The following is a 25,797-nucleotide window of genomic DNA, read 5'->3' as shown; positions in this document are numbered from 1 at the left end:
CCGGGCTTATCCGTTTTGATAGGGAAAGGCGGTGTTTGAAAATTGAGAACCTGAATTATGACGCTTAAAAATAAACCCATCGCGCACCTGTTACTGGCGGCCGGAGCCTCCACCCGGATGGGACAACCCAAGCAGTTACTTAGTTGGCGGGGCCAGAGCCTGATCCGTCATGCCGTCTCTACCATCCAGCAGTCGGGCATCTCTGATAAGATCGTCGTTGTACTGGGTGCAAACCGGGAGCTGATCGCTCCCGAATTAAACGATCTTTCGGTGGAAATAGTTTTCAATCCGGACTGGTCAGAAGGAATGGGTAGTACGATTCGCAGCGGCCTGGAATATTTGGTGAAAAACGGAGCCGATGTGTGGGCCGGCGTGGGCATCAGTCTGGTCGATCAGCCGCTGGTCCATGCTGATCACCTGAGGGATCTCTACCAGCTCTGGCGACAGTCTTCCGCTCCGATCGCAGCGGCCCGCTACGAGGGTGTTTTCGGAGTGCCCGCGATCTTTGCCCACAGCTTTTTTCCACATCTGCTGTCGCTGGAGGGTGCAGCGGGTGCCCGCAAATTGCTCCAAAAATTCCGGGACCAGGTCGAACCGATGGACCTGCCCGAAGGACGCCTCGACCTGGACACGCCCGAAGAGTATCGGAAATTGAAGGAGAGGGATTAGGTTAACGGGAAACCAAAGTCTGTTTTAACCGCCAAAACCACCGGCCGCCTCAATCTCCTGAAACTGTTTCCAGGCCGATTCCGCCAATGCATCCGTCAGCTTTTCAATATAATAGCTCCCCGCCGCCGGATCGCTTACCTGATCAAAAAAGCTTTCCATTTTCAGGATATGCTGCAGATTCCGGGCCAGGCGGTAGGAAGCCGGGCCGGTTGGTTCTTTGTGATCGATATCCGCCGGGAGTACGTAGAAGCGATCCACGCCGCCGATGATGGCCGACATTGCCTGGGTGGCCGCTTTGATGCGGTTTGTATTCGGATCCTTCACCTGGGTTTCGGGAGCCAGATGAGCCACGATGGTAATCGGTTCGGCGTCTTCCACCCCGTAGGCCGCCAATACATTGTTCCAGAGGGACCGAATGGCCCGCAGTTTGGCGATCTCCACGAAATAACTGGTACTGACGGCCATGGAAAACTGAAGCCGGCGATTGACCTCGAGCGGCGGCACGCCCCGCTCCTGCATCTGGGCCAGGTATTCACTTCCCTTGGCAATGGCGAGAGCCAGTTCCCGACTCGTATCTTCGGGGCCCCCGTGGTAAGTTTTGGCATCGATCTGTAAAACGCTGAAGTTGGGCAGGGAATCCTTGGCCAGCATAATATATTTAGCCAGATCATCCAGTGGAGGATCTGTCCAGTCGAGCAGGGGATCAAAATCAATCGAGCCGCGCACCGACCGGGCCAGTTCCGGACGATCCGCCAGCAACTCTTCCAGCAGGCGGAAGATCTTTACCGGATTTTTTCCCGGATAATAAGGTGCAAAATGCGTGGAGACATACCCCAGTTCGATGCCGTCCAGCAGGATCTTCAGTTCCTCGATCGTCGGTTCGTGTTTGATCTGGAAGAAGAGGGCGTTTACCCCGTCCTGCAGGGCGCGCAGCGCCTGCTGATTGGCGGCTTTAAAATCATTGACAAATACATATTCACCGATCTCCCAGTCGTTCCCACCACCCGGGAAGATGGGCTCGGGGGGCTGCGGCATATCTTCCGGATGATAAAAAGGATCCAGTTTGATGTCTTCATCCAGTTGCCACTGCAGGTCGGCAAACGATTTGCCTTTGAGTTCTTTTTCCAATTTGGCGATCCAGTCGGCCTTGCTGGTTTCCGGGAATTCGGTAAAGAGGTCTTTGGTTTTATTCATATCACTAAGGTCAACAATTTCCCTGGCAAAATAGTTAATTTTACACCAAGAAGTGAAGAATTGCGGCAAGTCGGTATAGAGCGGTCAGCAGATTATTTCCCCTCCGGAGCCCGTGCTGGCCGACCGATAATCTACCGAATTACGACCAACAGACCAACATCTATGCAGCAACTGATATATCTGGATTACAATGCTACCACCCCGGTCGATCCCCAGGTGGTGGAAGCTATGTTGCCCTATTTTTACGAAAAACCCGGCAATGCAGCGAGCCGTACCCATCCTTTCGGCTGGGTAGCGGATGAGGCCGTAGACCAGGCCCGGCAGCAGATCGCGGGCCTCATTCAGGCCGATCCCCGGGAGGTAGTATTTACCTCCGGAGCGACGGAAGCCGACAATCTGGCCATCAAAGGCGTATTCCAGTTGTACCAGCGCAAAGGTCAGCACATCATCACCGTAAAAACGGAGCACAAAGCGGTGCTGGATACCACCGGCTACCTGGAAAAGCTCGGCGCCGAGATCACCTATCTCGATGTGGATGCGGACGGGCTGATCGACCTGGAAGAACTGGAAGCCGCCATTCGCCCGGATACCATCCTGGTGTCCGTCATGTGGGCCAATAACGAGACCGGAGTGATCCAGCCGATGGCCGAGATCGGAGAGATCTGTACCCGGAAGGGAGTCCTGCTCATGAGTGATGCCACCCAGGCGGTGGGCAAGATCCCGGTTAACCCACGGGAAACGGGGATCCATATCATGACCTTTTCCGCCCATAAAATGTACGGTCCGAAAGGGATTGGCGGGCTTTACGTAAGTCGCCAGAGACCGCGGGTAAAACTCGCGGCCCAGATCCACGGCGGCGGCCACGAGCAGGGTATGCGATCCGGCACCCTGAACGTACCGGCGGTTGTCGGTTTTGGTAAAGCCGCTGAAATTGCCGGATCGGTCATGGCGGAAGAAAGCCGGCGACTGGCCGGACTGCGCGACCGGTTGGAACAGTCCCTACAGCAGGAGCTGGAAGCCGTCAAGATCAACGGAAGCCGGGAACACCGGCTGTCCCATGTGAGCAATCTGTCTTTCCGCCACGTGGACGCCGAAGCGCTGATCTCCTCCTTCAACCGCAGTATTGCTGTGGCCACCGGTTCGGCTTGCTCCTCCGCATCGCTGGAACCCTCGCACGTATTGCAGGCAATGGGACTGGCGGAAGAATGGCTCAAAGGATCCATTCGCTTTAGCTTCGGCCGGTTTTCTGAAGCTCGAGATGTCGATCGTACCGTAGAGCTGATCGTGAAAGGCGTGCAAGCCTTACGTGCGGAAAGTCCGGTATGGGAAATGTTCAAGGAAGGAATAATCTGATCGCGCCCGCAGGCAAACGCGGAAGCCGATTAGTCGTCCCCAATTTTAAACTGTTCTTAGATAAAACAAATATGCACCGAAACCAACGGGCCTGGCTGGGCCTGCTACTCCTGATTGTTTTCCTGCCGGCCTGTCAGGAAGAAACCGCACTCCCCTACTCTATCGAAGGCGCTTACAATTGCTACCAGGACGAGACCTGGACATTGGAGTCCGTGGATGACGCCCTGATCGGCGAATGGGACCACGTCTACTATTCCTGCTACAGCGGTGAAATGGAAGAGATCCCCGTGGGAGATCTGCGCCTGGTGTTTAAAGAAAACCACGAACTCGAGATCTACCGGGATGGCCTGCTGGACCGCCAGGATACCTGGGAAGTGATACCTCGCGGTAGCGAGAATTTTGCGTTGACGACCTCCCAGATCCAGCCCTGGCTGAACGGAGATATCGTGATCTGCGAGGACCTGCTGGTGTTTTTCGAAAGCTATATCGACGGCTGCGATAACTACTTTGAGCGAAGATAAGGGCAGAGCTGCAGGGCAAATTAAACCTCAGCCTTATCAAAAACGTTCTTATATTTGTAAAGCGTAAAGAACAATCATACGACTATGGTTTATGTAGCGGAATCTGCAAAAAAGCGGATCGAAGAGATAAGAATAAAGGATCAATTGACACCGGAGCACTTCGTGCGGGTGTCCGTGACCAGCGGTGGCTGCTCGGGCCTGACCTATAATATGGATTTTGACAACGAGGTGAAGGCGGATGATCAGGTCTTTGAAGACAATGGCGTGAAGGTGGTGACCGACCTCCGCAGCATGCTCTATCTGTTCAATACCACACTGGAATTTTCCGGAGGCCTGGAAGGAAAGGGCTTCTTCTTCAATAATCCCAATGCTTCCCGTACCTGTGCGTGCGGTGAGAGTTTTGCGGTATAATTCATGGAGCTGCGGGGCCTGAATGACCAAGGTGATCGTTTAGCGTATTTTTTACCGTAAAGGCGATAAATATATACCAATCAGGCCCCGCAGCTTTATTCATTTCTCCCGGCTACACTCCTTTGGACCGGAATACTATTCTGCTAACGGTTTTGGTTCTTCTTTTTTGAAGTCGGCAACTGAATGAATTTCTTGCGGGCCTTAACCGCTTTCACTTCCGCTTTATCCGCACGTTTATCGGCTTTGGCCGCGCGTTTGTCCGCACGGATCGCCGCCGCTCTGGCACGGGCTGCCTGCTCTTTAGCTTCCGCCGCCTTGCGTTCCTTACGGGAAACCCGCACTTCCGATTTGGCGTTTTTGTGACTTTCTTTTAGTTCCTTGTAATCTTTTTCCCTGGCTGCTTCTTCCTTAGAAGCGGACTTTTTCTTAAAAATGGAAATGCCTTCCTTTTTTTCCGCTTTTGCGGATGCTTCCTGTTTTTCGGCCTGCTTGCGGGATTGAGCCTGTGCGTTGACCCCCAAACCCAACATCAGAAGGACAAAAATGCCCACGATTCGATACTTCATCATCATATTAATTTTATTTTCAGTGCTATAACGCCAATTACAAACAAAATATTTAAAAAAGTCTTAACTTAGAAGTTGGTTTTTAGAACATGTTTAGATTTCGGTCTTTGTGGTGAGAATGATCCATTTTCGGTTGAAACGAGGCGCGGGAAGTGGATGATAGCAGCGCTATCAAGCCACTTTTCGTAACGAAGTGTCAGCGGAAAAGGGACATTCGAAAGCCGATTACTGAATTTTAAACATGTTTTTAGTCGAAAACGCCGCTCAAAGCATGAAGAAAAAAACGTGTCTGGTCTGTGGAGAAAGTTTCCACGGCCGCCAAGATAAAAGGTTCTGTTCGGATCACTGCCGTAGTACTTTTCACAATAAACAGAACAGTGATGCGACCAATTTTATGCGGAATATCAACAACATATTACGCAAGAATCGCCGCATCCTGGCCGAATTGAATCCCCGGGGAAAGACCAAGGTCCACCGCGATGCCCTCCTCGAAAAAGGATTTAAATTCAGCTACTTCACCAACGAATACCGAACGAAATCCGGGAATGTCTATTATTTCTGCTACGAACACGGCTACCTGAAACTGGACGACGATTTTCTGGCGCTCGTCATCCGACAACAATACGTAGAGTAAACTCCTTTCTCACTTTAACTCACCTTTTATCGAAATAGTCTACTAATTTTGCAGCTCATCCTGCAAAATAAAAATACATGGACCTCAAGCTGATTCCCAAACTTAAATCACTGGATTCCGGGCAGTTTTTCCTGATCGCCGGCCCCTGCGCCATTGAGGGCGAAACCATGGCCCTGGAGATCGCCGAACAGGTTGCCAATCTTTGCTACAAACTGAATATACCCTATATCTTTAAAGGCTCTTACCGCAAAGCCAACCGCTCGCGCATCGATTCCTTCACCGGTATCGGGGACGAAAAAGCCCTGGAGATCCTGGCAAAAGTGAACCGGGAATTCGATATCCCCGTCACTACCGACATCCACTCCGAACCCGAAGCGGCCATGGCCGCCGCCTATGTCGATATTTTGCAGATTCCGGCCTTTCTCTGCCGGCAGACCAGTTTGCTGCAGGCGGCAGCGGAAACGGGCAAGGTAGTCAATGTCAAAAAAGGGCAGTTCGTCAGCGCCGAGGCCCTGAAATTCGCTATGGAAAAAGTTACCGAATCCGGAAACGAAAAAGTTATTCTGACCGAAAGAGGTACGACCTTCGGTTACCAGGATCTGGTGATCGATTACCGCGGTATTCCCACCATGCAGTCCTTCGGGGCTACGGTGGTGCTGGACTGTACCCATTCCCTGCAACAACCCAACCAGCCCAGCGGCGTTACCGGAGGCCGGCCGGCCCTGATCGGAACGGTGGCCAAAGCCGGGATCGCGGCGGGTGTCGACGGCCTGTTCATTGAAACGCACCCCCGGCCCGCCGAAGCCAAATCCGACGGAGCGAATATGCTGCCGCTGGAACGGCTGGAAGGATTATTGGAAAAACTCGTCCGGATCCGGGAAGCAGCCGTATTATCCTGATCCTGACGGCTGTCTGAAAAACAAAGCCCGATCCGTAACGTTCTAATGAGATAAACCATCCCAACATGTTGAAACGACTTGCCTTAAAGAACCAATTTTTGAAAACTTCAGGAATGACCTTGCTGTTGCTCCTGACCGCTACGCTTAGCCTGTCGGCCCAGCTCAAACACACGCAGCACCAGACTTTCCAGCTGGATAGCATCGATCAGGTCCTCATCGACCTGGTGGATCCTTATACCGTGGAAACCTGGGCGGGTAACCAGTTGATGACGGAAACCCAGGTGCAATTGTACCAGGCTTCGGAAAGTGTACTCCAGTTCTTCCTGAAGAACGAGCGCTACACCATCGTTTCTGATTCCAACAGCACGGAACTGATGTCGCTCCTGTCCAAGGATACCGAGCGCAAGCGGATACGCACAAAATTCGGAGAATGCGAAGAACGGATCACTGTCCGTATCTTTGTACCCAAGAATTTTGAGCAGAAAGGCGAAAAGCTCTGGGCCCGACCGCCCAAAACAGAAGAGGAAAAATGATCCGCCGCACCCCGGTCAAAATAGGAACATTCCATTTTTCTTTTGATCGGTGATAATTCACATAACTGTACTATAAGATTCACGGAGTGATCAAGGAACTTGAACTAAAATTGCTGCCCGAAGAGGCGGCCAATCCGGAAGTTATCCGTCAGCGTGCCGTTAAAAAAAGCGGTGTTCCCGCAGGACGGGTAAAGGATGTTCAGCAATTGCGCCGATCGATCGACGCGCGGGGTTCACGCCCCTTTTTCCGGCTGCGGGTAGCCGTTTATATCGATGAACAGCCCACCGCCGAACCCGCCATTCTCGAACGTTTTCAGGATGTTTCGAAAAAAGAACCGGTCCTCATTGTCGGCGCCGGCCCTGCCGGTTATTTCGCCGCTTTGGAGCTGATCGAGCTCGGACTGAAACCCATCGTTTTTGACCGGGGAAAAGACGTCCGTTCCCGTCGCCGGGATCTGCGCGGCATCCAACAGTTCGGCGAAGTTAATCCGCATTCCAACTACTGTTTCGGTGAAGGAGGTGCCGGTACGTATTCCGACGGAAAGCTGTATACGCGCTCGCACAAACGGGGAAATATCGAAAAAGCCCTGCGACTGCTGGTAGAACACGGCGCCGTTTCCGATATTATGATCGACGCTCACCCCCATATCGGTTCCAACAAGTTACCGCAGATCGTGGCCAATATCCGGGAAACGATCCGGCACTACGGCGGCGAGGTACATTTCGACAGTTGGGTCACCGATCTGATCCTCGACGGGGGGAAAGTCCGGGGAGTGGTGGTCAACGACCGGGATGAATATCTCGCGGATTCCGTTATTCTGGCCACCGGTCACTCCGCCCGCGATATTTACTACCTGCTCGATCGTAGGGGGGTCAGCCTCGAAGCCAAACCCTTTGCGCTGGGCGTACGTATTGAACATCCCCAACCGCTGATCGATCGCATTCAGTATAACCAGTCACCCCGGGATGAACATCTGCCGGCTTCCAGCTATCGGCTGGCCTGCCAGGTGGACGGCCGTGGAGTGTTCTCCTTTTGTATGTGTCCGGGTGGTTTGGTGGTGCCTGCCGCTACCGCTCCCGGTGAGATCGTGGTGAACGGTATGTCTTTATCCCGGCGGGATTCTCCCTACGCCAATTCGGGGACGGTGGTCGCCATCGACATGGAAGACCTGGAACCTTACCAAAACAAGGGCGTTTTTGCCGCGCTGGAACTCCAGCGGGCCGTAGAACAAAAACTATTTCAGTACGGGGACGGCAGTCAGCGGGCCCCGGCCCAGCGATTGCCGGATTTTGTTCAGGGCAAACTGTCGGCGGACCTGCCCGATTCCTCCTACATTCCGGGACTTTATCCGGCTCCTCTGCACGAATTATTGCCGTCCGGCATCTACACCCGGCTGCGGGAGGCCGTCCAGACCTTCGGTCGCAAAATGCGGGGCTACTACACGGAAGAGGCCAATGTGATCGGTACAGAGAGCCGCACGAGTTCTCCCGTTCGGATTCCCCGCAATCCCCAAACTTACATGCACGACGACGTGTTGGGACTATTTCCCTGCGGGGAGGGCGCCGGCTACGCGGGTGGGATCATCTCCGCCGCTATGGATGGGCAGAATGTGGCTCGCGCCGTACAAAAATGGCGGGTGGAAGTGTAGTAGTAGTCTATACGACCATTGCATCTGTAGCGCCCGAATATCCGGCAATTACCATGAAGCTTTCCCATCTCACCACGCGGATCATGCACCCGCAGCAAGTAGCGGAGGTATCTCCGCAACTGCGGGCGTTGCTCCAGCTTGCGGATCCCCATTGGGACCTAATCAGCATCTATCTGTTTAGATCTGACCTACTGCTCCTCGAGCAGAATGGAATACCGGTCGCCTGCCTGGTATTGCAGGACCTGGGAGATCGGGAGTACGAAATAAAGAACATTGCCGTCCGGGCGGACTTGCAGGGAAACGGGCTCGGCAGCCGACTGCTACGGGAAGCCATCCGGCGGGCGACCGCCGCCGGGGCCCGGACCTTACTGATCCGGACGGGTAATTCCAGTATCGGCCAGTTGTACCTGTACCAAAAGACCGGTTTCCGCATCCGGCAGATCGATACCGATTTCTTTATCCGGAATTATCCCGAGCCCATCTGGGAAAACGGCATCCGCTGCCGCGACCGGATCACACTGACGATGGACTTATAGAGGGATGCCAGTAGCAGGCCCGGAATTTGAGTGTTTTTTTGGCGAAAAAACGAATGGTAGTTTCGTTGAAAGGTCCCGCTACCGACGGACAATTACCCGCCAAAAATTCATTTTTAATCTTACTTTTGCAGCCAGCCACCATGAATTTCCGAAACGAACTACTAACCAACCAAACAAGAAACCATAATGAAAGATATTGGTGATCTCCTCGGTCGTATTTTCCTGTCCTTTATTTTCCTGTACGAAGCTTACGATTCCATCTTTTACATGAAAGCCACCAAAGCGACCATGACGGAATATGGTATTAACTGGCAGCAGGACTTTCTGCTCTTCAGTGCCATTGCGGTGCTGGTGCTCGGTGGTTTGATGATCCTTTCCGGTTACCGGGCCAGTCTCGGCGCTTTTATGCTACTGCTTTACTGGGTACCCGTTACCTTTATCGTTCATTCCTTCTGGAACGATCCGCCCGATGAGGAACGGCTACAGGCCATTATGTTTATGAAAAATATTGCCATCACCGGTGGACTACTGATGGTTTGGGTGAACGGCAGCGGACGATTCAGTATTAAACGCCTGTTTGCTACGGCCAAGGTGCCGAATGCCTAGATAAGATCCAGTGGTGAAGTTTGGCTGGTTGATTTCGGAATTTATTCTCCCCGATAAGTGATGCCCAGGGCCGGGGTAAAACCCAGGATCTGATGGTAACTGGCCGCCACGTCAATCGCCAGGCCGCCCGCCAGTACGTAACCGAAGCCAAAACTCATCGATACCGGTTCGGTAGCTACTCCCAGTCGCAGGTATAGCGGGTCTACGATCCGGTATTCCAGGCCGGCATGTACGCGAACGGGCTGTTGGATATCCTTTTCCACTTCCGCCAGTAAATGGATCTTTTCCGCCGGTTGGTAATCCAGACCGAAACGCAGGACGGTGGCCAGGTATTCTCCGTCGATGATCTCCATCCGCATCGGGTTGATGAGCTGAAAACCAAAGGTGATCTCCCGGCTGATGGGAGCCAGCAGTCCCACATCGAAAGTGACCAGCGCCCGCGAACCATACTCCGGGATCCGGGTATTGAACACTCCTACCTGCGCGCCGAGATACAGCTGATCAAAAAGCTTCCGGGCGTAGGTCAGCCCGATCTTCTGCTCATTATACGCTTCAAAACCGAAATAATTGATCTGTAAGCCGAAGCTACCGGATGCCGTGGGGAGCGCACCGGCCGCAGTGAGCAGTTGCAGTTCGGAAAGCAGGAAACGCTGTTCGGCCTGAACGCCTGCACCCCAGTTTTCCAGATCCGCTAATCCGGCTGGATTGTTGCCCAGACTGGCCAGTCCACTTGCGGCTACTCCACTCCCTCCCAGGCCGATACTCCGGGCATTGGTAGCAATGAATACACCATTCTGTGCGGGCAGGATCAACCCGAAACCAAGGGCAAGAATGAAAGCGAGCAGGGTTTTCATGGGGATACGGTAATGTATTTTAGAACATAATCTTTCGCTTACAGATCCAAAGGCCTGTTCCCAAACTGCTATAGATACAACCGCCGCGTCTGCGTCAATTCCGCATAAAACTCCCCGGCGGGGGTCATGGTACGCTCTTTCGTTTCGGGATGAACGGCTACCAGCCCAAAGCGGTAGGACAGACCAAGATTCCACTCAAAATTATCAAAAGTACTCCAGTGGATATACCCTAAGATGGGGATACCCTCTTCCATGACACCGTCGATCACCTGCAGATAATCTTTGATACTCTGGATCCGCACCTGGGGATCATCCGTACAGATGCCGTTCTCGATAACGATCAGGGGCTTTTTAAACCACTTGTGGAAACGCCGCAGCATGATGCCCAGTCCTTCCGGTTTATACCCCCACATTTTATCGTGCGGGATCCCCATTTTTTTCAGTTTCCCCGGTTGCTCGATCTCGGTGATGGGCTTGGGATTGAACGGTACATAAGCGTAGTAACTCAGTCCCCAAAAATCCACACTGGTGAAATAGCGCGCGGCTTTCCGGTGAAACCAGCGATCCACCAGATAGGCCGGGATCCGGCCCAGCGGATGGGTGGCGTCAAACCAGGCGGTATTGAATGAGATGCCTACCTGATCATCCGGGAACTGGTCTTTGATGAGATCATAGGCGATTTGATGGGCCTGTCCCAGATAATTGAGTACCCGGTTCGCCTTGCGCAGACTCTTTTTGTGCGGCGGGAATTGCCCCAGGAAAAAAGCCGCCCCGGCGTAAACATTGGGTTCGTTGAACGTATTCCAGTGACTGACATACAGCCCGAAATGCTCCACGCATTTCTGCACGTAGTCCGTGTAAGCACTAATGTTATTTTCTTCCAGCCAGCCGCCCCGTTCTTCGAACCAGATGGGATTGGCGAAGTGATGCAACACCAGCATGACGGTCATCCCCCGATCCCGGAGATGGGCGAAAAATTCCTGGTATTCATCGACGGCTTCCTGATCGAAAAGGCCGAAGGGTTCCGGTTGCAGGCGGGCCCAGTCGATGCCGCACCGGTATACTTTTCCAAACTGACAGATGTATTCCAGATCTTCCTGCCGGCGTAGTTCGTGATCGATCGTCCGGTCGAAAACACTGCCATCTTTCGCCTTGAAGCCAAGCCAGTTATGGTCCGAGGCCGTTTCGATCTGGGCGGCGGAGGTAGAACTTCCCCAGAAAAAAGATGGTGGAAATTGGATAAGCATAGCACAAGATAATGATGCTGTGATGATCTGCTACTATGATGACCGGTATTTTTTATTCCCGGCCCATCGGATTGCATGCAGACCATCACAGCACCCGATCATCAATCGTTCCAGTCCGCCAGGAACAGGTTCGTATCCCGCGTGCCTCCATTGTTGCGGTTAGACGCAAAGATGAGTTTCTTCCCATCCCGTGAGAACATCGGGAAGGCATCGAAAACGCTGTCGAAGGTGATCTGCTCCAGGCCCGTTCCGTCCAGGTTCATCGCAAACAGGTTGAATTGCGGCCGTCCTCCCTCGGGAGAATGGTGGTTGGAAGAAAACAGGATCTTCTCACCGGAAGGGTGAAAATAGGGCGCCCAGTTGGCTTTCCCCAGGCTCGTCAGTCGCTTGACATCCGAGCCGTCCACATTCGCGATGTAGATCTCCATATCGGTCGGCTGTACCATTCCTTCGGCCAGCAGGTCTTTATACACTTTTACCGCTTCGTCCGTCTTGGGCCGGGAAGCGCGCCACACCAGCTTGCTGCCGTCCGGCGAAAAGAAAGCGCCGCCGTCGTAGCCCAGCGAATCGGTGATCTGGCGTACATCGGTACCGTCCACATTCATGGTATAAAGTTCCAGGTCACCGGAGCGATCGGAAGTAAATACGATCTTGCTGCCGTCCGGAGAGAGGGTAGCTTCGGCATCGTAGCCCGGCTCGTCGGTCAGTTGCTGAATGACCTCGCCCTGCAGGTTCGAAATGTAAATATCGAAAGTCGGGAATACCGGCCAGACGTATTTGCCGTTCAGCGTACGGGGCGCTTCGGGGCAGGCCGCATCCGCCGCGTGGGTCGAAGCGTAAAGCACACTGGTGTCACCGGGCATAAAGAAGGCGCAGGTCGTACGGCCCTCACCCGTGCTGAGCAGCGGTGGCTGGCTGCCGTCCGTTCCGGAAACCGGCATGTAGAAGATCTGATCACACTCCGCACCCCAGTTGGGATTGGTAGCCTGGAAAACCAGTTTGGAATCATCAAAACTAAAATAGGCTTCCGCATTATCACCGCCAAAGGTCAGCTGGCGGATATTACTGATATGGGCTTCTCCCTCGTAGCGCAGACTGTCTACTGCTACTTCACCGGTATCGGCCATTTCTTCCGATACTTCTTTACCGGCCGACTGGCAACTAACAATAGCAATAGCGAGGACTAGTAACCAAAAAGATCTTTTCATTTGCATTTTTCTTTTTATAACTTTCGCATTGTATAGACTTCCGGTCGGTATTTTACGCCGGCCGCAGGTCAAAACGACAAAGTTACTAAGCGACAAGTTAGTATAATACAAAAGCGCTATTTTTGTAGAGATATACCTAATCCGATTACTATGAGATTGATCTTAGCGCTCCAGATCTTCGTTCTGACCGCAGCCCACGGAGCAATTACCGGCGACAGTTTAAATTACCTGACTCCCGAAGACACCGTCTTCCTGATGACGAATGATTATGGGGATAAATACCTCATGCATCAGATGGAGCCCAAACAGACCCTGTATTCCCTGGCTAAATTCTACGGATTGTCCGTGGAGGAGCTCTACTACTACAATCAGGGACTAAAGGACCATCCGATCAAGATCGGCCAGGAGATCCGGGTTCCCATACCGAACCGCGCGATCCGGCGTTATCAGGGAGAAGGCTTTTCTCCGGTGGATTACATCCCGATATTCTACCGGGTCAAAAAGGGCGATACGATGTACCGCATCGCCAAGAAGTTTTTCCGTATGGAAGTGGAAGAGCTCATGGCCCGTAACCAGCTCCTGAGCACGGAACTCAAATCGGAACAGTTGCTCCATGTCGGCTGGATGAACATCCACGGCATTCAGGAGGATATGCGAGAGAATGCGGGCGGCCCCACCGCACAGCGCAACCAGGCGATGAAGGCCATCTACCTGCGCGAATGCGAAGGCAATGAAACCACGGAGAGCGGTGTGGCCCACTGGTTCAAGAACGGCAACGAAGCGGCCGGGCTGTACGCACTGCACCGCTACGCGCGCCAGAATGCAATTATTGGGGTCACCAACCCAATGAACCAACGTACTGTTTACGTTAAAGTGATCGGTAACATGACAAACCGTGCCTACGAAGGGAACGTCAAGGTCGTACTCTCCCCCATGGCGGCGAAACTGCTGGGGGCGGTAGACCAGCGATTCTATATCAAAGTTACTTATTGTAAATGATGGTGAGTGTAGCTTTGGGGGATGGTTGACGGGGGACGGTAGACGGTTGAGGGTAGATGGTTTAGGGTTGAGGGTTGACGGTGAACGGGAAGAACCATGGGAACTTCCTTTTGTTGACTTAACTATCAACTGCTCTATTCTTCTAGGGGCCAGGTGTTATGGACCGGAGCATTCCGGGACTATGATCGGTGCCAGATCATGCAGACCGTCGGGCTCTTAGGTTCACGGTTTAATTTTATTTGTCCAATTACTACCATTAACTTATAATCTGTATCAACTTGAATTTTAAACAAAGTATTCTTGAAACCATCGGCAACACCCCAATGGTCCGCCTCAACCGGATCGTGGCCGATGTACCCGCTACCGTATTGATGAAGGTAGAGACTTTTAATCCCGGCCATTCCATCAAAGACCGCATGGCGCTCAAAATGCTGGAAGATGCCGAAGCCAATGGAGACATCAAACCCGGTGGTACCATCATCGAATGTACTTCCGGAAATACGGGGATGGGACTCGCCATCGCCGGAGCGGTGAAGGGTTATCGCTGTATTTTCACCACCAACGACAAACAATCCAAAGAGAAGATCGATCTGCTGAAAGCCCTGGGGGCCGAGGTGGTCGTATGCCCAACCAACGTCACTCCGGAAGATCCCCGCTCCTACTATTCCGTAGCCGAACGGCTCAGTAAGGAGATCCCCAATTCTTTCTGGTTCAACCAGTACGATAACCTGTCCAACCGGCAGGCGCATTACGAAAGCACCGGACCGGAGATCTGGGAACAAACCGGCGGCAAGATCACCCACCTCGTGGTGGGGGTTGGTACGGGCGGTACCATTTCCGGCACCGGCAAATACCTGAAAGAACAAAATCCGGACATCAAGGTCTGGGGGATCGATACCTACGGATCGGTATTCAAAAAATACCACGAAACCGGCGAATTTGACGAAAAGGAGATCTATCCTTACATCACCGAGGGGATCGGCGAGGATATTCTGCCAAAAAACGTGGATTTCAGCATCATCGATCATTTCGAAAAAGTAACCGATAAGGACGGCGCCCTCTACGCACGCAAGCTGGCCCGCGAGGAAGGCATTCTGTTGGGCTATTCCGCCGGTTCGGCCATGGCCGGTCTGCTCCAGATGAAAGATCAGCTTACGGCGGACGATGTGGTGGTGATTGTGATACACGATCACGGTAGCCGGTATGTCGGCAAGATCTACAACGACGACTGGATGCGGGAACGCGGGTTCCTGGATACCGAACTGCGCGTGAAGGATATTCTCGCCAAAAAGAAAGACAAGCAGTTCTTCTCGGTTAGCGCTTCCGAAACGGTCCGTCAGGCTTTCGCCGTTATGAAGGAACACGATATCTCCCAGATGCCGGTAATGAAAGATGAGGAAGTGGTGGGCTCCATCACCGAAAATATCGTATTGAATTACCTGCTGGATAACCCGTTCAATCACTCCGAAAAAACGGTGGAGACCATCATGGGCGATCCCTTCCCGCTGGTCAATTCCGACATGCCCTTCAGTCAATTGAACCACTATATCAACAAATCGACGCCGGCGGTGTTGGTTAAAGATACGGCAGGTACCCTGCACGTAGTGACCAAATACGATATCATTCAGGCCTTATAAGGAGCATGCAGAAAAACAACGAATTATACGATAAATACGTCCGTCAGATGCAAAAACTGGCGGACGTTGAATACGCTATCGGCGTTCTCAGCTGGGATAAAGAAGTAAGTCTTCCGCCGCAGGGTGCGCGTTTCCGCTCCCAGCAGGTGGCCACTTTGTCGGGCATGGCCCACGAGATCTTCACCGCTCCCGAGCTGGGCGAAGTGATCGAAAAGCTTGTCAACGACGGGCAGGAGCTCAGCATCAGCCAGCAACGCAATATCGAATTGAGTTGGCGGGACCTGCAGCGCAGCCGCAAACTGGACATGGATTTCGTTATCCGTCGGTCCCAACTGGTATCCGCCGGCTATCACGCCTGGATCGCCGCCCGGGAAGCGAATGATTTTAAGGTGTTCGCCCAGCCACTGGCCGATCTGATAGAGATCAAACGGGAAGAAGCCCGTAAAATGGGCTACGAAGCTCACCCCTACGATGCGCTGATGGAGGAATTTGAACCCGGTATGCGTGTCAGCCAGCTGGATCCGCTCTTTGTAGACGTCCGGGAACAACTCGTTGATTTTGTAAGATTGATCCGGGAACAGCCCCAGGTGAACGATGCCTTCTTGCACCAACATTTCCCCCAGCAACAACAGTGGGACTACGGGCTGGAACTGCTGAAACGGATCGGCTTTAGTTTTCAGGCCGGTCGTCAGGACCTGTCTACGCACCCCTTTACCATTAATTTTTCACCGGAAGACGTACGGGTCACTACCCGGGTAGACGAAAACAACTTTGCGACCATGACGTGGAGTTGCCTGCACGAGGGTGGTCACGCGCTGTACGAGCAGGGACTGCCCGTGGAATACTACGGTCTGCCGCTCGGGCGGTATGTATCGCTGGGCATCCACGAGTCCCAGTCGCGGCTCTGGGAAAATAATGTAGGACGCAGTCTGGCTTTCTGGGAGGCGCAGTTCCCCGATCTGCAGGCGGTCTTTCCCCAGCAGTTTTCCGGGGTGACGCCTACGGATTTCTTCCGGGCGATCAACAAGATCGAACCGAGTCTGATCCGGGTGGAATCGGATGAACTGCACTACCATTTTCATATCCTGATCCGCTACGAACTGGAAAAAGCGCTGATCGAAGGCAGTCTGGAAGTAGCTGACCTGCGGGATGCCTGGAATGAAAAATACAAAGCATATCTCGATCTGGAGGTTCCGGACGACAAGCGGGGTATACTGCAGGATATCCACTGGGCTCACGGCAGTCTGGGTTATTTCCCCACCTATTCTTTGGGCAGTTTTTACGCCGCGCAGCTATACCATCAGATCGATCAGGACCTCCCGGATCTGCAGGAGTCCATTCTGCGGGGCGATACCAGTCCGGTACTGGAGTGGTTGCGAAAAAATATCCACGCCCACGGTCGTTTTTATTCGGCGAATGATCTCTGTGAAAAGGTTTGCGGCGAGCCCCTGCAATTCCGTTACTTTATGGAGTACGCCCGGAAAAAGTATAATTCGATTTATGATTTAGGACTTTAATTTTTGTTAATTCATAATATAAAGTATTTTTGCCCTGCGTTGATAATTACCCAAACGTTATCAACCAGGCTTTTCCAGGCAATTTGCAATCGTCATTTCACACTTATCTCTTTAAACTTTCTTTACCAAAACTCGATTTAACCTGGTCCCACGTGGGCATCGGGCTGAATGTAGTGCATGCGCACCACCGATAGTCAGCACGTCCGCTATAGACCGGTGCTGTTGCACAATACTACTAAATAAAGAACTCAAGATTTTTTTTTCACTATAAAACCCTTTTTATGAAAGCCAAACTATTCAAACTCGCTTTCGCAATTGTATTTTGTTTTGGATGCGCCTCCGTTAGCGCACAATCTCTGATCAAGGCCAATCCTTTCGGTCTGGCCTTCGGTGTACTCAATGCCAGCTACGAAAAATTTGTCAGCGAAAATGCTTCGTTTACCCTACGGGCCAATTTCTATTCCCGTAAACTGGCAGGTGTCCGCTTCACCGGATTCGGTGCGGGCGGTGGATACCGTTTTTATCTATCCAACAGTGAGCGTCCCAAAGGACTTTACGTCGGGCCGATCGCCAATATCGCGACTATCAGCACGGATGACGATGATGTGAGTTCCTACGCCCTGATCACCATCGGTGGGGTTATCGGTTATCAGCTCCGTCTTTCCGACCGTTTCTACCTGGATTTCAACGTTGGACCTACTTATGGTATCATCACCGGAAAAGGTATCGATGATGACTTTGATGCCTTCGGTGCCGGTACTCTACCGACGATCACCATCGCCACGGTAGGTTATCTATTGAACTAAAAAAGCAGGCATTTAAAAAGACAAGAGGGCCGACGATCTTACTCGTCGGCCCTCTTTTTTATGTTTTAGTGCAATGAACCTCTGTGTATTCATTGCCTAATGGAAACCTAGTTGAGGGTATAGCGTACGGCCAGGGCACCGTAGCCCCCGCCAAAGCCGGAGCCGAATCCGTTACCAATAAAGAATATCGGCATCCAATCGGCACTCAGGTTGATCGGAGAATCCGCAAACTTGTAGTCAAGTCCCAGATTACCCAGAATCCCGAAGGTAGTAGATGCGGAACCATCTCCGGTAAAGGAGTTTTTATAGGTCCAGAAGAATACGCTGGCGCCACCACCGAAATACCAGTTAAGCCCGTCAACACCTTCGATCGGCTTGTGTACCTGGTAGGCACCACCTACGTTGACCCAGCTGTACGAGGAGTATCCCCGCAGACCACCGAATACTTCAATGGCACTATCGTCGGAAATAAAGGTTTTGTAAGTCAGGGACAGGGGATAGCCCAGACGTAAACCGATGGCAGAATTGTAATCCTGTGCGTTTCCATTATTGGCAAAAAACAGGCACAAGGCCACCACAAAAAGGACTGCATACCTTTTCATAAATGAATAGAGTTTAAGTGAACAAAAAATTAAAAAGGGTTATAATAAGAATTTTTTTTCAAGTGCAGATTGCTTTTGAGAGCCGGAGCTCTTCACATAGAGTCAGTACATTGAGGCGAAGATTGAGTTGTAAAAGTTGGTGTATAATGAACCGGAGTTGTTTGTAGATTTATACCTTTTCGAATTAAAAGGTTACTGAAAAAACGAAAAAATTGCAAATAATCCAAGCTTCAAACCGGCAAACCAGCTTAATAATGCGGATAAAAGAAGGGATAGTCCAGAGGGATTTGCCGAGCGCGGCAACTGGGATAGGGGCTGTTTTTCGGAGCTTCGACTTCCGGTTCTGTGGTTTTCCGGCCGGTGGCAAATTGAGCTGCAACCGGCCGGGAAATCACGTGGCTTAGACTTCTGCCTCCAGTTCTTCTTCGGACTCTTTCCGGCGGTTGCGCCACCAGAGAAAGCCGATCAGACCAACCAGCAGATACGGGGTAGCCAGCATGTAAAGGATCCCGTTGTTGAGTCCTTTACCCGCCTGTCCGCCGTTTTGCAAATTACTTTCCGCCGACATCCGGCACATGGGGCACTGAGCCTGTACCGGCTCGGGACTCACCATCTGGATACTGATGGCCAGCAGAAAGATACTGAGATATTTGAGGATCTTCGATTTCATAATTCTTATTCTCCGTGTTGTGAATTTTAAATTGCGCATCACTGATAGTAAGGAGCCAGCATATAATAGGCGATAGGCCCGGTAATAGCAACGTAGAACCACAGGGGCCATACCCAGCGGGCCATCTTCCGGTGCTTTTCAAATTGCCCGGTGTAAGCCCTGATAAATGTAAACAAAATAAAGGGCAAAATCAAGGCAGCCAGTACGATGTGGGTCAGCAGCAGAACGAGATAAACCGTGCGCTGCCCTGCCACTTCCAGCCTTTCCGCATCACTGAGCACTCCGTTGCCGTCCGCGTCGCCGAAGATTGTTTCCGGGGTTGTGAAATGGTAGGCCACGTAGGACAACAGGAACAGTACCGACAGTCCCATGGCCACGTAAATGGCCTTCCGGTGGGCTTCGATATTTTTCTGTTTAATAAAGTACAACGCCACCAGCAACACCACTGCCGTCAGGGCATTCAGCGTAGCGTGGAAAGGCGGTAAGAAACTCATATCCCATCCGGCGGGCAGGTCGATCTTTACCCTGCGCATCAATCCTACCAGAAATAGTACGGCTCCGGAGATGATCCAGGCGTAAACGTTCAGTTTGCGAGCCAAGCTCAGATTTGCGTCCATTAGTCTATTTTTCTACTTCTCTTTTGAAAATAAGCTCCCGGTCCTTTTTGAAAGGCAACAGCAGCGCGATATGCTCTACCAGACGCCTGATATCACTTTCTTCGCGAATATCGTAATAGCGACGGATGGTAGCGGTGGTGTCCGTTAGTAAAAAGAAAGCAGATGGTTCTTCCAGGTCCGATGCAGCTTCGGATTTGGGTTGTAGTACCTCCTTCCCGAGGGAAGCGAATTCATTATCGTCCAGCCGTATAAAAAACTGGTGGGGCTGATCCTCCAGTTCGTAGGTTTCGGCAAAGGGCATAAGCTGTTGTCCGACCCGCGCGGAATCTCCGTGCAACAGGGTCAGGAAGATCAGTTCGTCCCGTTCTTCAAATTGATCGTGCAGGCGTCTCAGGGTCTCGCCGTATCTTTTGACCAGTTCCGGATGGCCGGCATCCGGCATTTGGTGGGCAAGCAGCATTTTCTTCTTCAGAAATTCTTCCGAAAGCTGACTGCCGTCCGCCAGTGGCCAGTTTTCACTGGGAAAAGTACCGTACTCCTTGAGCTCAGCCATTGTCGAACGCCGGTACTGCAGACCGGAGTTGAGATAGTACCAGGATGCTGCCGGGAAAACGATCAGCAACATGACCAGAGCCCCTAGTTGAAATATCGTTCTAGCTGATTTTGCCATAATTGTTTTTTAGCCTTTAGGGGTAATGGAAACGGGAAATCTTCGTGTGTTATAAATCCCGGAATTTCCCCGCAAAGATAGCCCTAAAATCAACATGGATAACGGACTCCGGCTGCTCTTGTTCAAGCTTTTAACGTCAGAGCGGCAATTTTTACAATCAGATGAAAGTGCGCCCTTCGCGTACCGGCAATAAAAAAGGCGGAATGAATATTCCGCCTTTCTTATCTCCCGGATGCCTCCGAATAACCGGAGCGGGATGATGCCTTATCCGACTGAAGATCAGCCCAGATTCCGGATCTCAAAATCGTCCTGGCGCAGTTGGAATCCCTGCTGCGTGCCTTCTTTGATCTCGTTCTTTTCCTTGATCTGCTCGCGGCGTCCTTTCCAGCTATCGCCTTCCTGGAAGAACGCGATGATCGCCCAGATCAGCAGTAAGGTAGGCAGGAGCACCGTCATGGCCAGTCCTTTCATCTCGTAACGCATGTGCATGAATTCGTAGATGATGAAGTAGGCCTTGTACAGGGAAAGACCGATCAGGCCCAACCCAACGATATAGATCAATACTTTATATTCTTCCGCGCCCGGAATAACGTATCCTTTACCGAGCAGAGAAAGGAATACTTCCACCAGCGTTACACCCGCCAGCAGGATCAGGCCGCGGTATACTTTCTTGATAGATTCTTCGTAGGATAAATGTCCCATTATAATTTATTTAAAGCTACAGTAGCGGTTTGGCAATTTTATTACAACAGATAGAATACCAGGAATACGAATACCCACACCAAGTCTACAAAGTGCCAGTATAACCCGATCTTCTCTACCATTTCGTATCCGTTCTTACGCTTCACGTACAGTCCGCTGGCCGCGTTGATCAGAATGATCAGCAGGAACATTACTCCGGAGAAAACGTGGAAACCGTGGAAACCGGTAATAAAGAAGAACAGCGCACCGAAAGCAGCCGGCCCGAGTGCCTCAGCTTTGACTATACCCTGGTCCTCACCTTCGGTTACTTTAAATTTACGCAGTACGAATCCTTTCTCATTCACCGCATAGCCGGCGTAATCGCCTACTTCCGTCTCGTAGTGGGGACCTTCGTCGTGTCCTTCACCGTGTCCGCCACCGGCCGCTTTGTGCAGCAGGTAACTTTCTCCGGCCTTGAAGGTCTCATCGGATTCGGAACCGTCCGCATTCAGGTAAACGCCGTCTTCGGTATGCGTACCGAAAGGGTTGGTGGTTACCGTCATATGCTCGGTGCCGATCAGGTTGGTCCATTCCCAGGCCTGACACATCAGGAAGCCCGCACCGCCCAGTACAGTCAGTAGCATCCAGAATACCACCCCGTTTTTATTTTCGCGGTGTCCTTCCTGTACCGCCCGGACCATGGTCACGGAACTTACGATCAGAAGGAAGGACATAATCGTTACGAAAATAAGCGGTGCATGGTGGATACCAAAAGGTGCGGTAGAGAACACAAAGTCCGGTACCGGCCAGGTAGGACTGCTGAAACGCAGTGCACCGTAGGCAATAAGGAAACCCGCAAAGGTGAAAGCATCCGATAATAAGAAGTACCACATCATCAGCTTGCCGTAGCTCGCCTTAAAAGGTTGCTTACCTCCCGACCAAAGATCCTGCTCTTCCTGGATTTCGTGTTCGATAACGGTATCAGTCGTCGCCATCAGTTAGTTATTTAGTATTGAGTATATTTTAATTGAGTATCAGGTGTCCGTATTTATCGCCGGTTCGCGGCGGTGCTAGGACTGCTGCATCAGGAATACCAGTAGATACAGCCACAGAAAATCTACAAAATGCCAGTAAGTGAAGGTTAACTGGAACCTGAGCTTACGGGCCGGTGTCACTTTATTGGGCAGTGTGAATGCGTGGAGACTGGCTACGATCAGGGTGGCGATACCTCCCAGCACGTGGGCGGCGTGTACCGCAGAGATCACGTAGATGAAGTCTCCCGAAGGGTTCAGCCGCAGAGGAACACCCATGGCTTCCAGTTGCGTCCAGCCTTCGTATTGCAAACCTACAAAAAGTAGGCCCAATGCTAAAGTTACGAGCAGCAAACCTTTGTACGCCGCGCTATTGCCCCGTAAGAAGGCGCGATAGGACAGGTGTAGGCTTAAACTGCTGGCTAAGATCGTGATCGTGTTGTACGTAAAGATGGCCGGCAGCTGAAATTCCAGCCAGTTCCCGCCCGCTCTGCGCACGATATAAGCACTCGTCAGGGCCGCAAACATCATCATGATGCTGCCACAAGCCACCCAAAGGGCAAATTTCTTTGGGTGTATCTTATTTCTGCCGAGTGTATTATTCACAACTACATCATTCATATCATTATACTTTATCCAACCAAAATGCGATTAAGGTCAGTGGGATATAGCCAAAGGAGAAAAACATAAGTGCCAGTGCTGATTTCCGGTCGTAATTCCGGTAGAATTTCCAGGCGAAATAAGCAAAAGCGATCCCGAGCACCAGGACGAAGATCAGTGAGATCAGGCCCGTAACCCCCAGGAAAAATGGCAATCCGCTTGCGGGTAATAGGAATAAAGTATATAAAAATGCCTGCCAGCCTACGCTGGGATCAGGCGCTCCGTTCTTGCTGGGCATCAACTGGTAGCCGGCTTTCTGATAGTCGGCAAATCCCAGGTAACCAATCGACCAGAAGTGCGGGAACTGCCAGAGGAACTGAATAGCGAACAGGCTCAGCGCCAGCAGCGTCAGTTGTCCTTCGGCGGCCACACTACCGATCATGGTCGGCAATGCTCCCGGTACAGCGCCGATCACCACCGCCAGGGGGGAGATGCGCTTTACGGGTGTGTACAGAAACGCATAGGCAACCAGCGAAACCGTTCCCAGGAAAGCCGTCCAGGGATTGAATAAAGCCAGCAAGCTGATGCCGAATAAACTCATGAATCCGGCAGCCAGCACCGCTTCCGAGATCTTCATCCGGCCGGCGGCCAGCGGACGATCTGCGGTGCGTTTCATCAAGCAGTCATAGTCTTTTTCCAGTACCTGGTTGAGCGTATTGGCAGCGCCGGTAACGAGAAAACCTCCGATGCCCAGTACCGCTACCGCCAGCCAGTTAATGGCTCCGTTGCTGGCAATGAGGAAGGCGAGTACCGAGGAAAAAACCACGGTAAGCGACAATCTCAACTTAACCAGCATCTTGTAATCCTGCACCTTCTGAAGACTGCGCCCCCAAAGGCTGGATTCCGCTACTCTAACAGACAATGTTCCTTGCTTTTATATGGAAATTGAGCTCCCGGCTTGTATAGTGGAGATCAGAACCGTAATGTATCTGATCTCCACTATTCCCCTCCGGGGGCTGCAACATCTTAACGTCTTACAAATTCGCGCTTACGATCAATGGTCGCCACCATCTTTTTCACCCTCGGCCATCGGTACGATCTGCGGGATGAACTCTTTTCCGTCCTTACCGTAATCGTAAGCCCAACGCTGAACAGCGGGGATCTTGCCCGGCCAGTTGCCGTGACCCGTGTCGATCGGTGTAGTCCATTCCAGAGTAGTTGCTCCGTATGGGTTGCGGGTCGTCATCTTCTTACCTTTCCAGATGCTGTAGAAGAAGTTGATCACCATCAGCAACTGAGCCGCAAATACGATCACCGCCGCAATCGTGATAAACTTGTTGATCTCCGTGAAGTGACGGAACGTATCAAACAGGTCGAAGCGGTAGTAACGACGAGGTACACCGGCCATACCCAGATAGTGCATCGGCCAGAAGATCGCGTAGGCACCGATCATGGTTACCCAGAAGTGGATCTTACCAAGGGTCTCGTTCATGAAACGGCCAAACATTTTCGGGAACCAGTGGTAAACACCGGCGTACATACCGAAGAAGGCCGCTACCCCCATCACAATGTGGAAGTGAGCTACTACGAAGTAGGTATCGTGCATCTGGATATCGATCGCGGAGTTACCGAGGAAGATACCGGTCAGACCACCGGAGATGAACATGGATACGAAACCGATACCGAACAGACTCGCGGCGTTGAACCGGATATTACCACCGTAGAGGGTCGCGATCCAGTTGAATACCTTCACCGCCGAAGGTACGGCAATGATGAGGGTAAATACCACGAAGAAGTTAGAGATAAATGGATTCACTCCGGACATGAACATGTGGTGCGCCCAAACGATGAAGCTCAGGAAACCAATGGCCAAAATGGAGTACACCATCGCTTTGTAACCGAAGATCGGCTTCCGTGCGTGGACGGAAAGTACTTCAGATACGATACCCATCGCGGGCAGGATGATGATATATACCTCAGGGTGTCCCAGGAACCAGAACAAGTGCTGGTACAGGATCGGGCTACCGCCCACGTGATCCAAAGCCTGGCCACCGATAAAGATCTCACTCAGGAAGAAACTGGTCCCCAGACCGCGGTCACACATCATCAGGAAGAAACCGGATGCGAGTACCGGGAAGGACAACAGACCAAGTACAGCAGTAACGAAGAACGCCCAGATCGTCAGCGGTAGACGCCACATGCTCATACCTTTGGTACGCAGGTTCAGTACCGTGGTAATATAGTTAATACCACCCAGCAGTACGGAAACTACGAAGAAGACCAGACTCGTCACCCAAAGCGTCATACCGGCCCCCGAACCAAGCGAGGCCTGCGGGAGCGCACTGAGCGGCGGATAGGCCGTCCATCCCCCCGAGAAGGGCCCTGTATTCAGGAATAGTGACGCGAACATTACCACACCGGCCAGGAAGAAGAACCAGTAGGACAACATGTTCAGGAAAGGAGATGCCATATCCCGTGCACCGATCTGCAACGGAATCAGCAGGTTACTGAAAGTACCACTCAAGCCGGCCGTCAGTACGAAGAATACGATGATCGTACCGTGCATCGTCACGAGTGCATAGTAGAACTCCTGTGAAAGTTGACCAACACCTTCATCGTTGATCGTGATCCACTGTCCCAGGATCGGTTTCAGCCAAGCCATGCTTTCGTCCGGAAAACCTAACTGCAGGCGGAAAATCAAAGACATTAAACCACCAATAATAGCCCAAAACATCCCGGTGATCAGGAACTGCCGGGCGATCATTTTGTGGTCCATACTGAAAATGTAAGTGGACACAAAATTGGATTGATACTTGTCACCATGATGGTGATCATGAAAATGATCATCATAGCCAAGCTCTTCAATCAGCTTATCTTCCTGTACTTGAGGTGCACTTATTAAAGTAGCCATATTCGCTTGATCTGTTTGTAATTTCTTGAATCAGGAGCGGGCTTCCTCCCCTCTCCGTAATAGTTAATAATGCATCAATCTAACAGTAAACCCGAGGTCTTGTTTAAAATAATGATCCTGGTCTACTTACTTCCGCTTGAGGAAGTTATCGGTATATTCAAGAGCAGCTATTTGCG

Annotated in this window: 28 protein-coding genes; 14 read left to right on the top strand and 14 right to left on the bottom strand. The window is 51.8% G+C overall.

The features are described from left to right. Window positions 1–57 precede the first annotated feature (57 nt). Complete coding sequence (locus CRP01_RS18540) at window positions 58–669, top strand: nucleotidyltransferase family protein (protein ID WP_099151579.1); 612 nt, start codon at window positions 58–60, stop codon at window positions 667–669. Between the two features lie 24 nt (window positions 670–693). On the opposite strand, the gene CRP01_RS18535 is transcribed toward CRP01_RS18540, so the two are convergent. Then, window positions 694–1,863 carry a methylmalonyl-CoA mutase family protein gene (locus CRP01_RS18535; RefSeq protein ID WP_099151578.1) on the bottom strand — a complete coding sequence of 390 codons (1,170 nt, stop codon included), beginning with the start codon at window positions 1,861–1,863 and terminating at the stop codon, window positions 694–696. 162 nt (window positions 1,864–2,025) lie between these two features. Here CRP01_RS18535 and CRP01_RS18530 point away from each other — a divergent pair, with 162 nt between their 5' ends. The 3 genes from CRP01_RS18530 to CRP01_RS18520 all read left to right on the top strand — a co-directional run bounded on the left by CRP01_RS18530 (window position 2,026) and on the right by CRP01_RS18520 (window position 4,148). Then, entirely contained in the window at window positions 2,026–3,216 is a 1,191-nt protein-coding gene (locus tag CRP01_RS18530; RefSeq protein ID WP_099151577.1) for an IscS subfamily cysteine desulfurase, read from the top strand. Between the two features lie 71 nt (window positions 3,217–3,287). Beyond that, window positions 3,288–3,737, top strand: coding sequence for a hypothetical protein (locus tag CRP01_RS18525; RefSeq protein WP_099151576.1), 450 nt, complete (start codon window positions 3,288–3,290; stop codon window positions 3,735–3,737). An 84-nt stretch (window positions 3,738–3,821) separates the two neighbouring features. Further along, window positions 3,822–4,148 (top strand): HesB/IscA family protein, encoded by a 327-nt coding sequence (locus CRP01_RS18520; protein ID WP_099151575.1) that lies wholly within the window; start codon window positions 3,822–3,824, stop codon window positions 4,146–4,148. A gap of 143 nt (window positions 4,149–4,291) precedes the next feature. On the opposite strand, the gene CRP01_RS18515 is transcribed toward CRP01_RS18520, so the two are convergent. Continuing rightward, window positions 4,292–4,720, bottom strand: coding sequence for a hypothetical protein (locus CRP01_RS18515; protein ID WP_099151574.1), 429 nt, complete (start codon window positions 4,718–4,720; stop codon window positions 4,292–4,294). A gap of 265 nt (window positions 4,721–4,985) precedes the next feature. Between CRP01_RS18515 and CRP01_RS18510 the strand changes: the two genes are divergently transcribed. The 6 genes from CRP01_RS18510 to CRP01_RS18485 all read left to right on the top strand — a co-directional run bounded on the left by CRP01_RS18510 (window position 4,986) and on the right by CRP01_RS18485 (window position 9,571). Next, on the top strand, window positions 4,986–5,348 hold the full coding sequence (locus CRP01_RS18510; protein ID WP_099151704.1) for a DUF2116 family Zn-ribbon domain-containing protein: 363 nt from the start codon (window positions 4,986–4,988) through the stop codon (window positions 5,346–5,348). Window positions 5,349–5,425: 77 nt separating this feature from the next. Beyond that, the gene (gene kdsA, locus CRP01_RS18505) at window positions 5,426–6,247 is read left to right on the top strand and encodes a 3-deoxy-8-phosphooctulonate synthase (protein WP_099151573.1); all 822 of its coding nucleotides are present in this window, start codon (window positions 5,426–5,428) and stop codon (window positions 6,245–6,247) included. Between the two features lie 65 nt (window positions 6,248–6,312). After that, window positions 6,313–6,780, top strand: coding sequence for a hypothetical protein (locus tag CRP01_RS18500; RefSeq protein WP_170110437.1), 468 nt, complete (start codon window positions 6,313–6,315; stop codon window positions 6,778–6,780). A gap of 86 nt (window positions 6,781–6,866) precedes the next feature. Beyond that, a complete protein-coding gene (locus CRP01_RS18495) occupies window positions 6,867–8,429 on the top strand; it encodes an NAD(P)/FAD-dependent oxidoreductase (protein WP_099151571.1) in 1,563 nt (520 codons plus the stop codon). Next, on the top strand, window positions 8,411–8,965 hold the full coding sequence (locus CRP01_RS18490) for a GNAT family N-acetyltransferase (protein ID WP_222845768.1): 555 nt from the start codon (window positions 8,411–8,413) through the stop codon (window positions 8,963–8,965). The genes CRP01_RS18495 and CRP01_RS18490 overlap by 19 nt, the downstream gene beginning before the upstream one ends. Before the next feature lie 186 nt (window positions 8,966–9,151). Then, a complete protein-coding gene (locus CRP01_RS18485; protein WP_099151570.1) occupies window positions 9,152–9,571 on the top strand; it encodes a DoxX family protein in 420 nt (139 codons plus the stop codon). A gap of 41 nt (window positions 9,572–9,612) precedes the next feature. On the opposite strand, the gene CRP01_RS18480 is transcribed toward CRP01_RS18485, so the two are convergent. From CRP01_RS18480 to CRP01_RS18470, 3 genes are all read right to left on the bottom strand, one after another. Beyond that, window positions 9,613–10,425 carry a PorV/PorQ family protein gene (locus tag CRP01_RS18480; RefSeq protein ID WP_099151569.1) on the bottom strand — a complete coding sequence of 271 codons (813 nt, stop codon included), beginning with the start codon at window positions 10,423–10,425 and terminating at the stop codon, window positions 9,613–9,615. A 68-nt stretch (window positions 10,426–10,493) separates the two neighbouring features. After that, window positions 10,494–11,672, bottom strand: a complete 1,179-nt coding sequence (locus tag CRP01_RS18475) for a glycoside hydrolase family 1 protein (RefSeq protein WP_099151568.1) — start codon at window positions 11,670–11,672, stop codon at window positions 10,494–10,496. Between the two features lie 101 nt (window positions 11,673–11,773). After that, complete coding sequence (locus tag CRP01_RS18470) at window positions 11,774–12,880, bottom strand: TolB family protein (protein WP_099151567.1); 1,107 nt, start codon at window positions 12,878–12,880, stop codon at window positions 11,774–11,776. A gap of 150 nt (window positions 12,881–13,030) precedes the next feature. Between CRP01_RS18470 and CRP01_RS18465 the strand changes: the two genes are divergently transcribed. The 4 genes from CRP01_RS18465 to CRP01_RS18450 all read left to right on the top strand — a co-directional run bounded on the left by CRP01_RS18465 (window position 13,031) and on the right by CRP01_RS18450 (window position 17,839). Beyond that, window positions 13,031–13,879: a LysM peptidoglycan-binding domain-containing protein gene (locus CRP01_RS18465; RefSeq protein ID WP_099151566.1), complete on the top strand. Its 849-nt coding sequence runs from the start codon at window positions 13,031–13,033 to the stop codon at window positions 13,877–13,879. A gap of 278 nt (window positions 13,880–14,157) precedes the next feature. Then, entirely contained in the window at window positions 14,158–15,516 is a 1,359-nt protein-coding gene (locus tag CRP01_RS18460; RefSeq protein WP_099151565.1) for a pyridoxal-phosphate dependent enzyme, read from the top strand. 5 nt (window positions 15,517–15,521) lie between these two features. Next, a complete protein-coding gene (locus CRP01_RS18455; RefSeq protein ID WP_099151564.1) occupies window positions 15,522–17,033 on the top strand; it encodes a carboxypeptidase M32 in 1,512 nt (503 codons plus the stop codon). 281 nt (window positions 17,034–17,314) lie between these two features. Next, window positions 17,315–17,839, top strand: coding sequence for a DUF3575 domain-containing protein (locus CRP01_RS18450; RefSeq protein ID WP_099151563.1), 525 nt, complete (start codon window positions 17,315–17,317; stop codon window positions 17,837–17,839). Window positions 17,840–17,946: 107 nt separating this feature from the next. Here CRP01_RS18450 and CRP01_RS18445 read toward each other — a convergent pair whose 3' ends face one another. The 9 genes from CRP01_RS18445 to CRP01_RS18400 all read right to left on the bottom strand — a co-directional run bounded on the left by CRP01_RS18445 (window position 17,947) and on the right by CRP01_RS18400 (window position 25,621). Continuing rightward, on the bottom strand, window positions 17,947–18,441 hold the full coding sequence (locus CRP01_RS18445; protein WP_099151562.1) for a hypothetical protein: 495 nt from the start codon (window positions 18,439–18,441) through the stop codon (window positions 17,947–17,949). Between the two features lie 400 nt (window positions 18,442–18,841). After that, window positions 18,842–19,111 (bottom strand): hypothetical protein, encoded by a 270-nt coding sequence (locus tag CRP01_RS18435; RefSeq protein ID WP_099151560.1) that lies wholly within the window; start codon window positions 19,109–19,111, stop codon window positions 18,842–18,844. A gap of 38 nt (window positions 19,112–19,149) precedes the next feature. Beyond that, entirely contained in the window at window positions 19,150–19,728 is a 579-nt protein-coding gene (locus CRP01_RS18430) for a DUF420 domain-containing protein (protein WP_099151559.1), read from the bottom strand. A 4-nt stretch (window positions 19,729–19,732) separates the two neighbouring features. Next, on the bottom strand, window positions 19,733–20,398 hold the full coding sequence (locus CRP01_RS18425) for a hypothetical protein (RefSeq protein ID WP_143473432.1): 666 nt from the start codon (window positions 20,396–20,398) through the stop codon (window positions 19,733–19,735). 279 nt (window positions 20,399–20,677) lie between these two features. Then, window positions 20,678–21,100: a cytochrome C oxidase subunit IV family protein gene (locus CRP01_RS18420; RefSeq protein WP_233752709.1), complete on the bottom strand. Its 423-nt coding sequence runs from the start codon at window positions 21,098–21,100 to the stop codon at window positions 20,678–20,680. A 41-nt stretch (window positions 21,101–21,141) separates the two neighbouring features. Then, window positions 21,142–22,074, bottom strand: coding sequence for a cytochrome c oxidase subunit 3 (locus CRP01_RS18415; RefSeq protein ID WP_099151556.1), 933 nt, complete (start codon window positions 22,072–22,074; stop codon window positions 21,142–21,144). A gap of 75 nt (window positions 22,075–22,149) precedes the next feature. Continuing rightward, window positions 22,150–22,731: a cytochrome c oxidase subunit 3 gene (locus CRP01_RS18410; protein ID WP_099151555.1), complete on the bottom strand. Its 582-nt coding sequence runs from the start codon at window positions 22,729–22,731 to the stop codon at window positions 22,150–22,152. A gap of 4 nt (window positions 22,732–22,735) precedes the next feature. Next, complete coding sequence (gene cyoE, locus CRP01_RS18405; protein WP_233752708.1) at window positions 22,736–23,632, bottom strand: heme o synthase; 897 nt, start codon at window positions 23,630–23,632, stop codon at window positions 22,736–22,738. A 132-nt stretch (window positions 23,633–23,764) separates the two neighbouring features. Continuing rightward, window positions 23,765–25,621 carry a cytochrome c oxidase subunit I gene (locus CRP01_RS18400; RefSeq protein ID WP_099151554.1) on the bottom strand — a complete coding sequence of 619 codons (1,857 nt, stop codon included), beginning with the start codon at window positions 25,619–25,621 and terminating at the stop codon, window positions 23,765–23,767. Window positions 25,622–25,797 lie beyond the last annotated feature (176 nt).

The sequence above is a fragment of the Flavilitoribacter nigricans DSM 23189 = NBRC 102662 genome (genome assembly GCF_002646595.1).
In the GTDB taxonomy this organism is placed as follows: domain Bacteria; phylum Bacteroidota; class Bacteroidia; order Chitinophagales; family Saprospiraceae; genus Flavilitoribacter; species Flavilitoribacter nigricans.
This window is presented reverse-complemented; position numbering and strand designations above follow the sequence as displayed.

What these genes read in the sequence shown, in the direction of transcription:
- CRP01_RS18455 (WP_099151564.1), top strand. Translation starts at nt 15,522, where the DNA reads ATGCAGAAAAACAACGAATTATACGATAAATACGTCCGTCAGATGCAA.
- CRP01_RS18410 (WP_099151555.1), bottom strand. Translation starts at nt 22,731, where the DNA reads ATGAATGATGTAGTTGTGAATAATACACTCGGCAGAAATAAGATACAC.
- CRP01_RS18470 (WP_099151567.1), bottom strand. Translation starts at nt 12,880, where the DNA reads ATGAAAAGATCTTTTTGGTTACTAGTCCTCGCTATTGCTATTGTTAGT.
- CRP01_RS18450 (WP_099151563.1), top strand. Translation starts at nt 17,315, where the DNA reads ATGAAAGCCAAACTATTCAAACTCGCTTTCGCAATTGTATTTTGTTTT.
- CRP01_RS18430 (WP_099151559.1), bottom strand. Translation starts at nt 19,728, where the DNA reads ATGGACGCAAATCTGAGCTTGGCTCGCAAACTGAACGTTTACGCCTGG.
- CRP01_RS18525 (WP_099151576.1), top strand. Translation starts at nt 3,288, where the DNA reads ATGCACCGAAACCAACGGGCCTGGCTGGGCCTGCTACTCCTGATTGTT.
- CRP01_RS18500 (WP_170110437.1), top strand. Translation starts at nt 6,313, where the DNA reads ATGTTGAAACGACTTGCCTTAAAGAACCAATTTTTGAAAACTTCAGGA.
- CRP01_RS18490 (WP_222845768.1), top strand. Translation starts at nt 8,411, where the DNA reads ATGGCGGGTGGAAGTGTAGTAGTAGTCTATACGACCATTGCATCTGTA.
- CRP01_RS18415 (WP_099151556.1), bottom strand. Translation starts at nt 22,074, where the DNA reads ATGGCGACGACTGATACCGTTATCGAACACGAAATCCAGGAAGAGCAG.
- CRP01_RS18425 (WP_143473432.1), bottom strand. Translation starts at nt 20,398, where the DNA reads ATGGCAAAATCAGCTAGAACGATATTTCAACTAGGGGCTCTGGTCATG.
- CRP01_RS18465 (WP_099151566.1), top strand. Translation starts at nt 13,031, where the DNA reads ATGAGATTGATCTTAGCGCTCCAGATCTTCGTTCTGACCGCAGCCCAC.
- CRP01_RS18540 (WP_099151579.1), top strand. Translation starts at nt 58, where the DNA reads ATGACGCTTAAAAATAAACCCATCGCGCACCTGTTACTGGCGGCCGGA.
- CRP01_RS18535 (WP_099151578.1), bottom strand. Translation starts at nt 1,863, where the DNA reads ATGAATAAAACCAAAGACCTCTTTACCGAATTCCCGGAAACCAGCAAG.
- CRP01_RS18480 (WP_099151569.1), bottom strand. Translation starts at nt 10,425, where the DNA reads ATGAAAACCCTGCTCGCTTTCATTCTTGCCCTTGGTTTCGGGTTGATC.
- CRP01_RS18485 (WP_099151570.1), top strand. Translation starts at nt 9,152, where the DNA reads ATGAAAGATATTGGTGATCTCCTCGGTCGTATTTTCCTGTCCTTTATT.
- CRP01_RS18445 (WP_099151562.1), bottom strand. Translation starts at nt 18,441, where the DNA reads ATGAAAAGGTATGCAGTCCTTTTTGTGGTGGCCTTGTGCCTGTTTTTT.
- CRP01_RS18520 (WP_099151575.1), top strand. Translation starts at nt 3,822, where the DNA reads ATGGTTTATGTAGCGGAATCTGCAAAAAAGCGGATCGAAGAGATAAGA.
- CRP01_RS18530 (WP_099151577.1), top strand. Translation starts at nt 2,026, where the DNA reads ATGCAGCAACTGATATATCTGGATTACAATGCTACCACCCCGGTCGAT.
- CRP01_RS18515 (WP_099151574.1), bottom strand. Translation starts at nt 4,720, where the DNA reads ATGATGATGAAGTATCGAATCGTGGGCATTTTTGTCCTTCTGATGTTG.
- CRP01_RS18475 (WP_099151568.1), bottom strand. Translation starts at nt 11,672, where the DNA reads ATGCTTATCCAATTTCCACCATCTTTTTTCTGGGGAAGTTCTACCTCC.
- CRP01_RS18435 (WP_099151560.1), bottom strand. Translation starts at nt 19,111, where the DNA reads ATGAAATCGAAGATCCTCAAATATCTCAGTATCTTTCTGCTGGCCATC.
- CRP01_RS18420 (WP_233752709.1), bottom strand. Translation starts at nt 21,100, where the DNA reads ATGGGACATTTATCCTACGAAGAATCTATCAAGAAAGTATACCGCGGC.
- kdsA (WP_099151573.1), top strand. Translation starts at nt 5,426, where the DNA reads ATGGACCTCAAGCTGATTCCCAAACTTAAATCACTGGATTCCGGGCAG.
- CRP01_RS18400 (WP_099151554.1), bottom strand. Translation starts at nt 25,621, where the DNA reads ATGGCTACTTTAATAAGTGCACCTCAAGTACAGGAAGATAAGCTGATT.
- CRP01_RS18510 (WP_099151704.1), top strand. Translation starts at nt 4,986, where the DNA reads ATGAAGAAAAAAACGTGTCTGGTCTGTGGAGAAAGTTTCCACGGCCGC.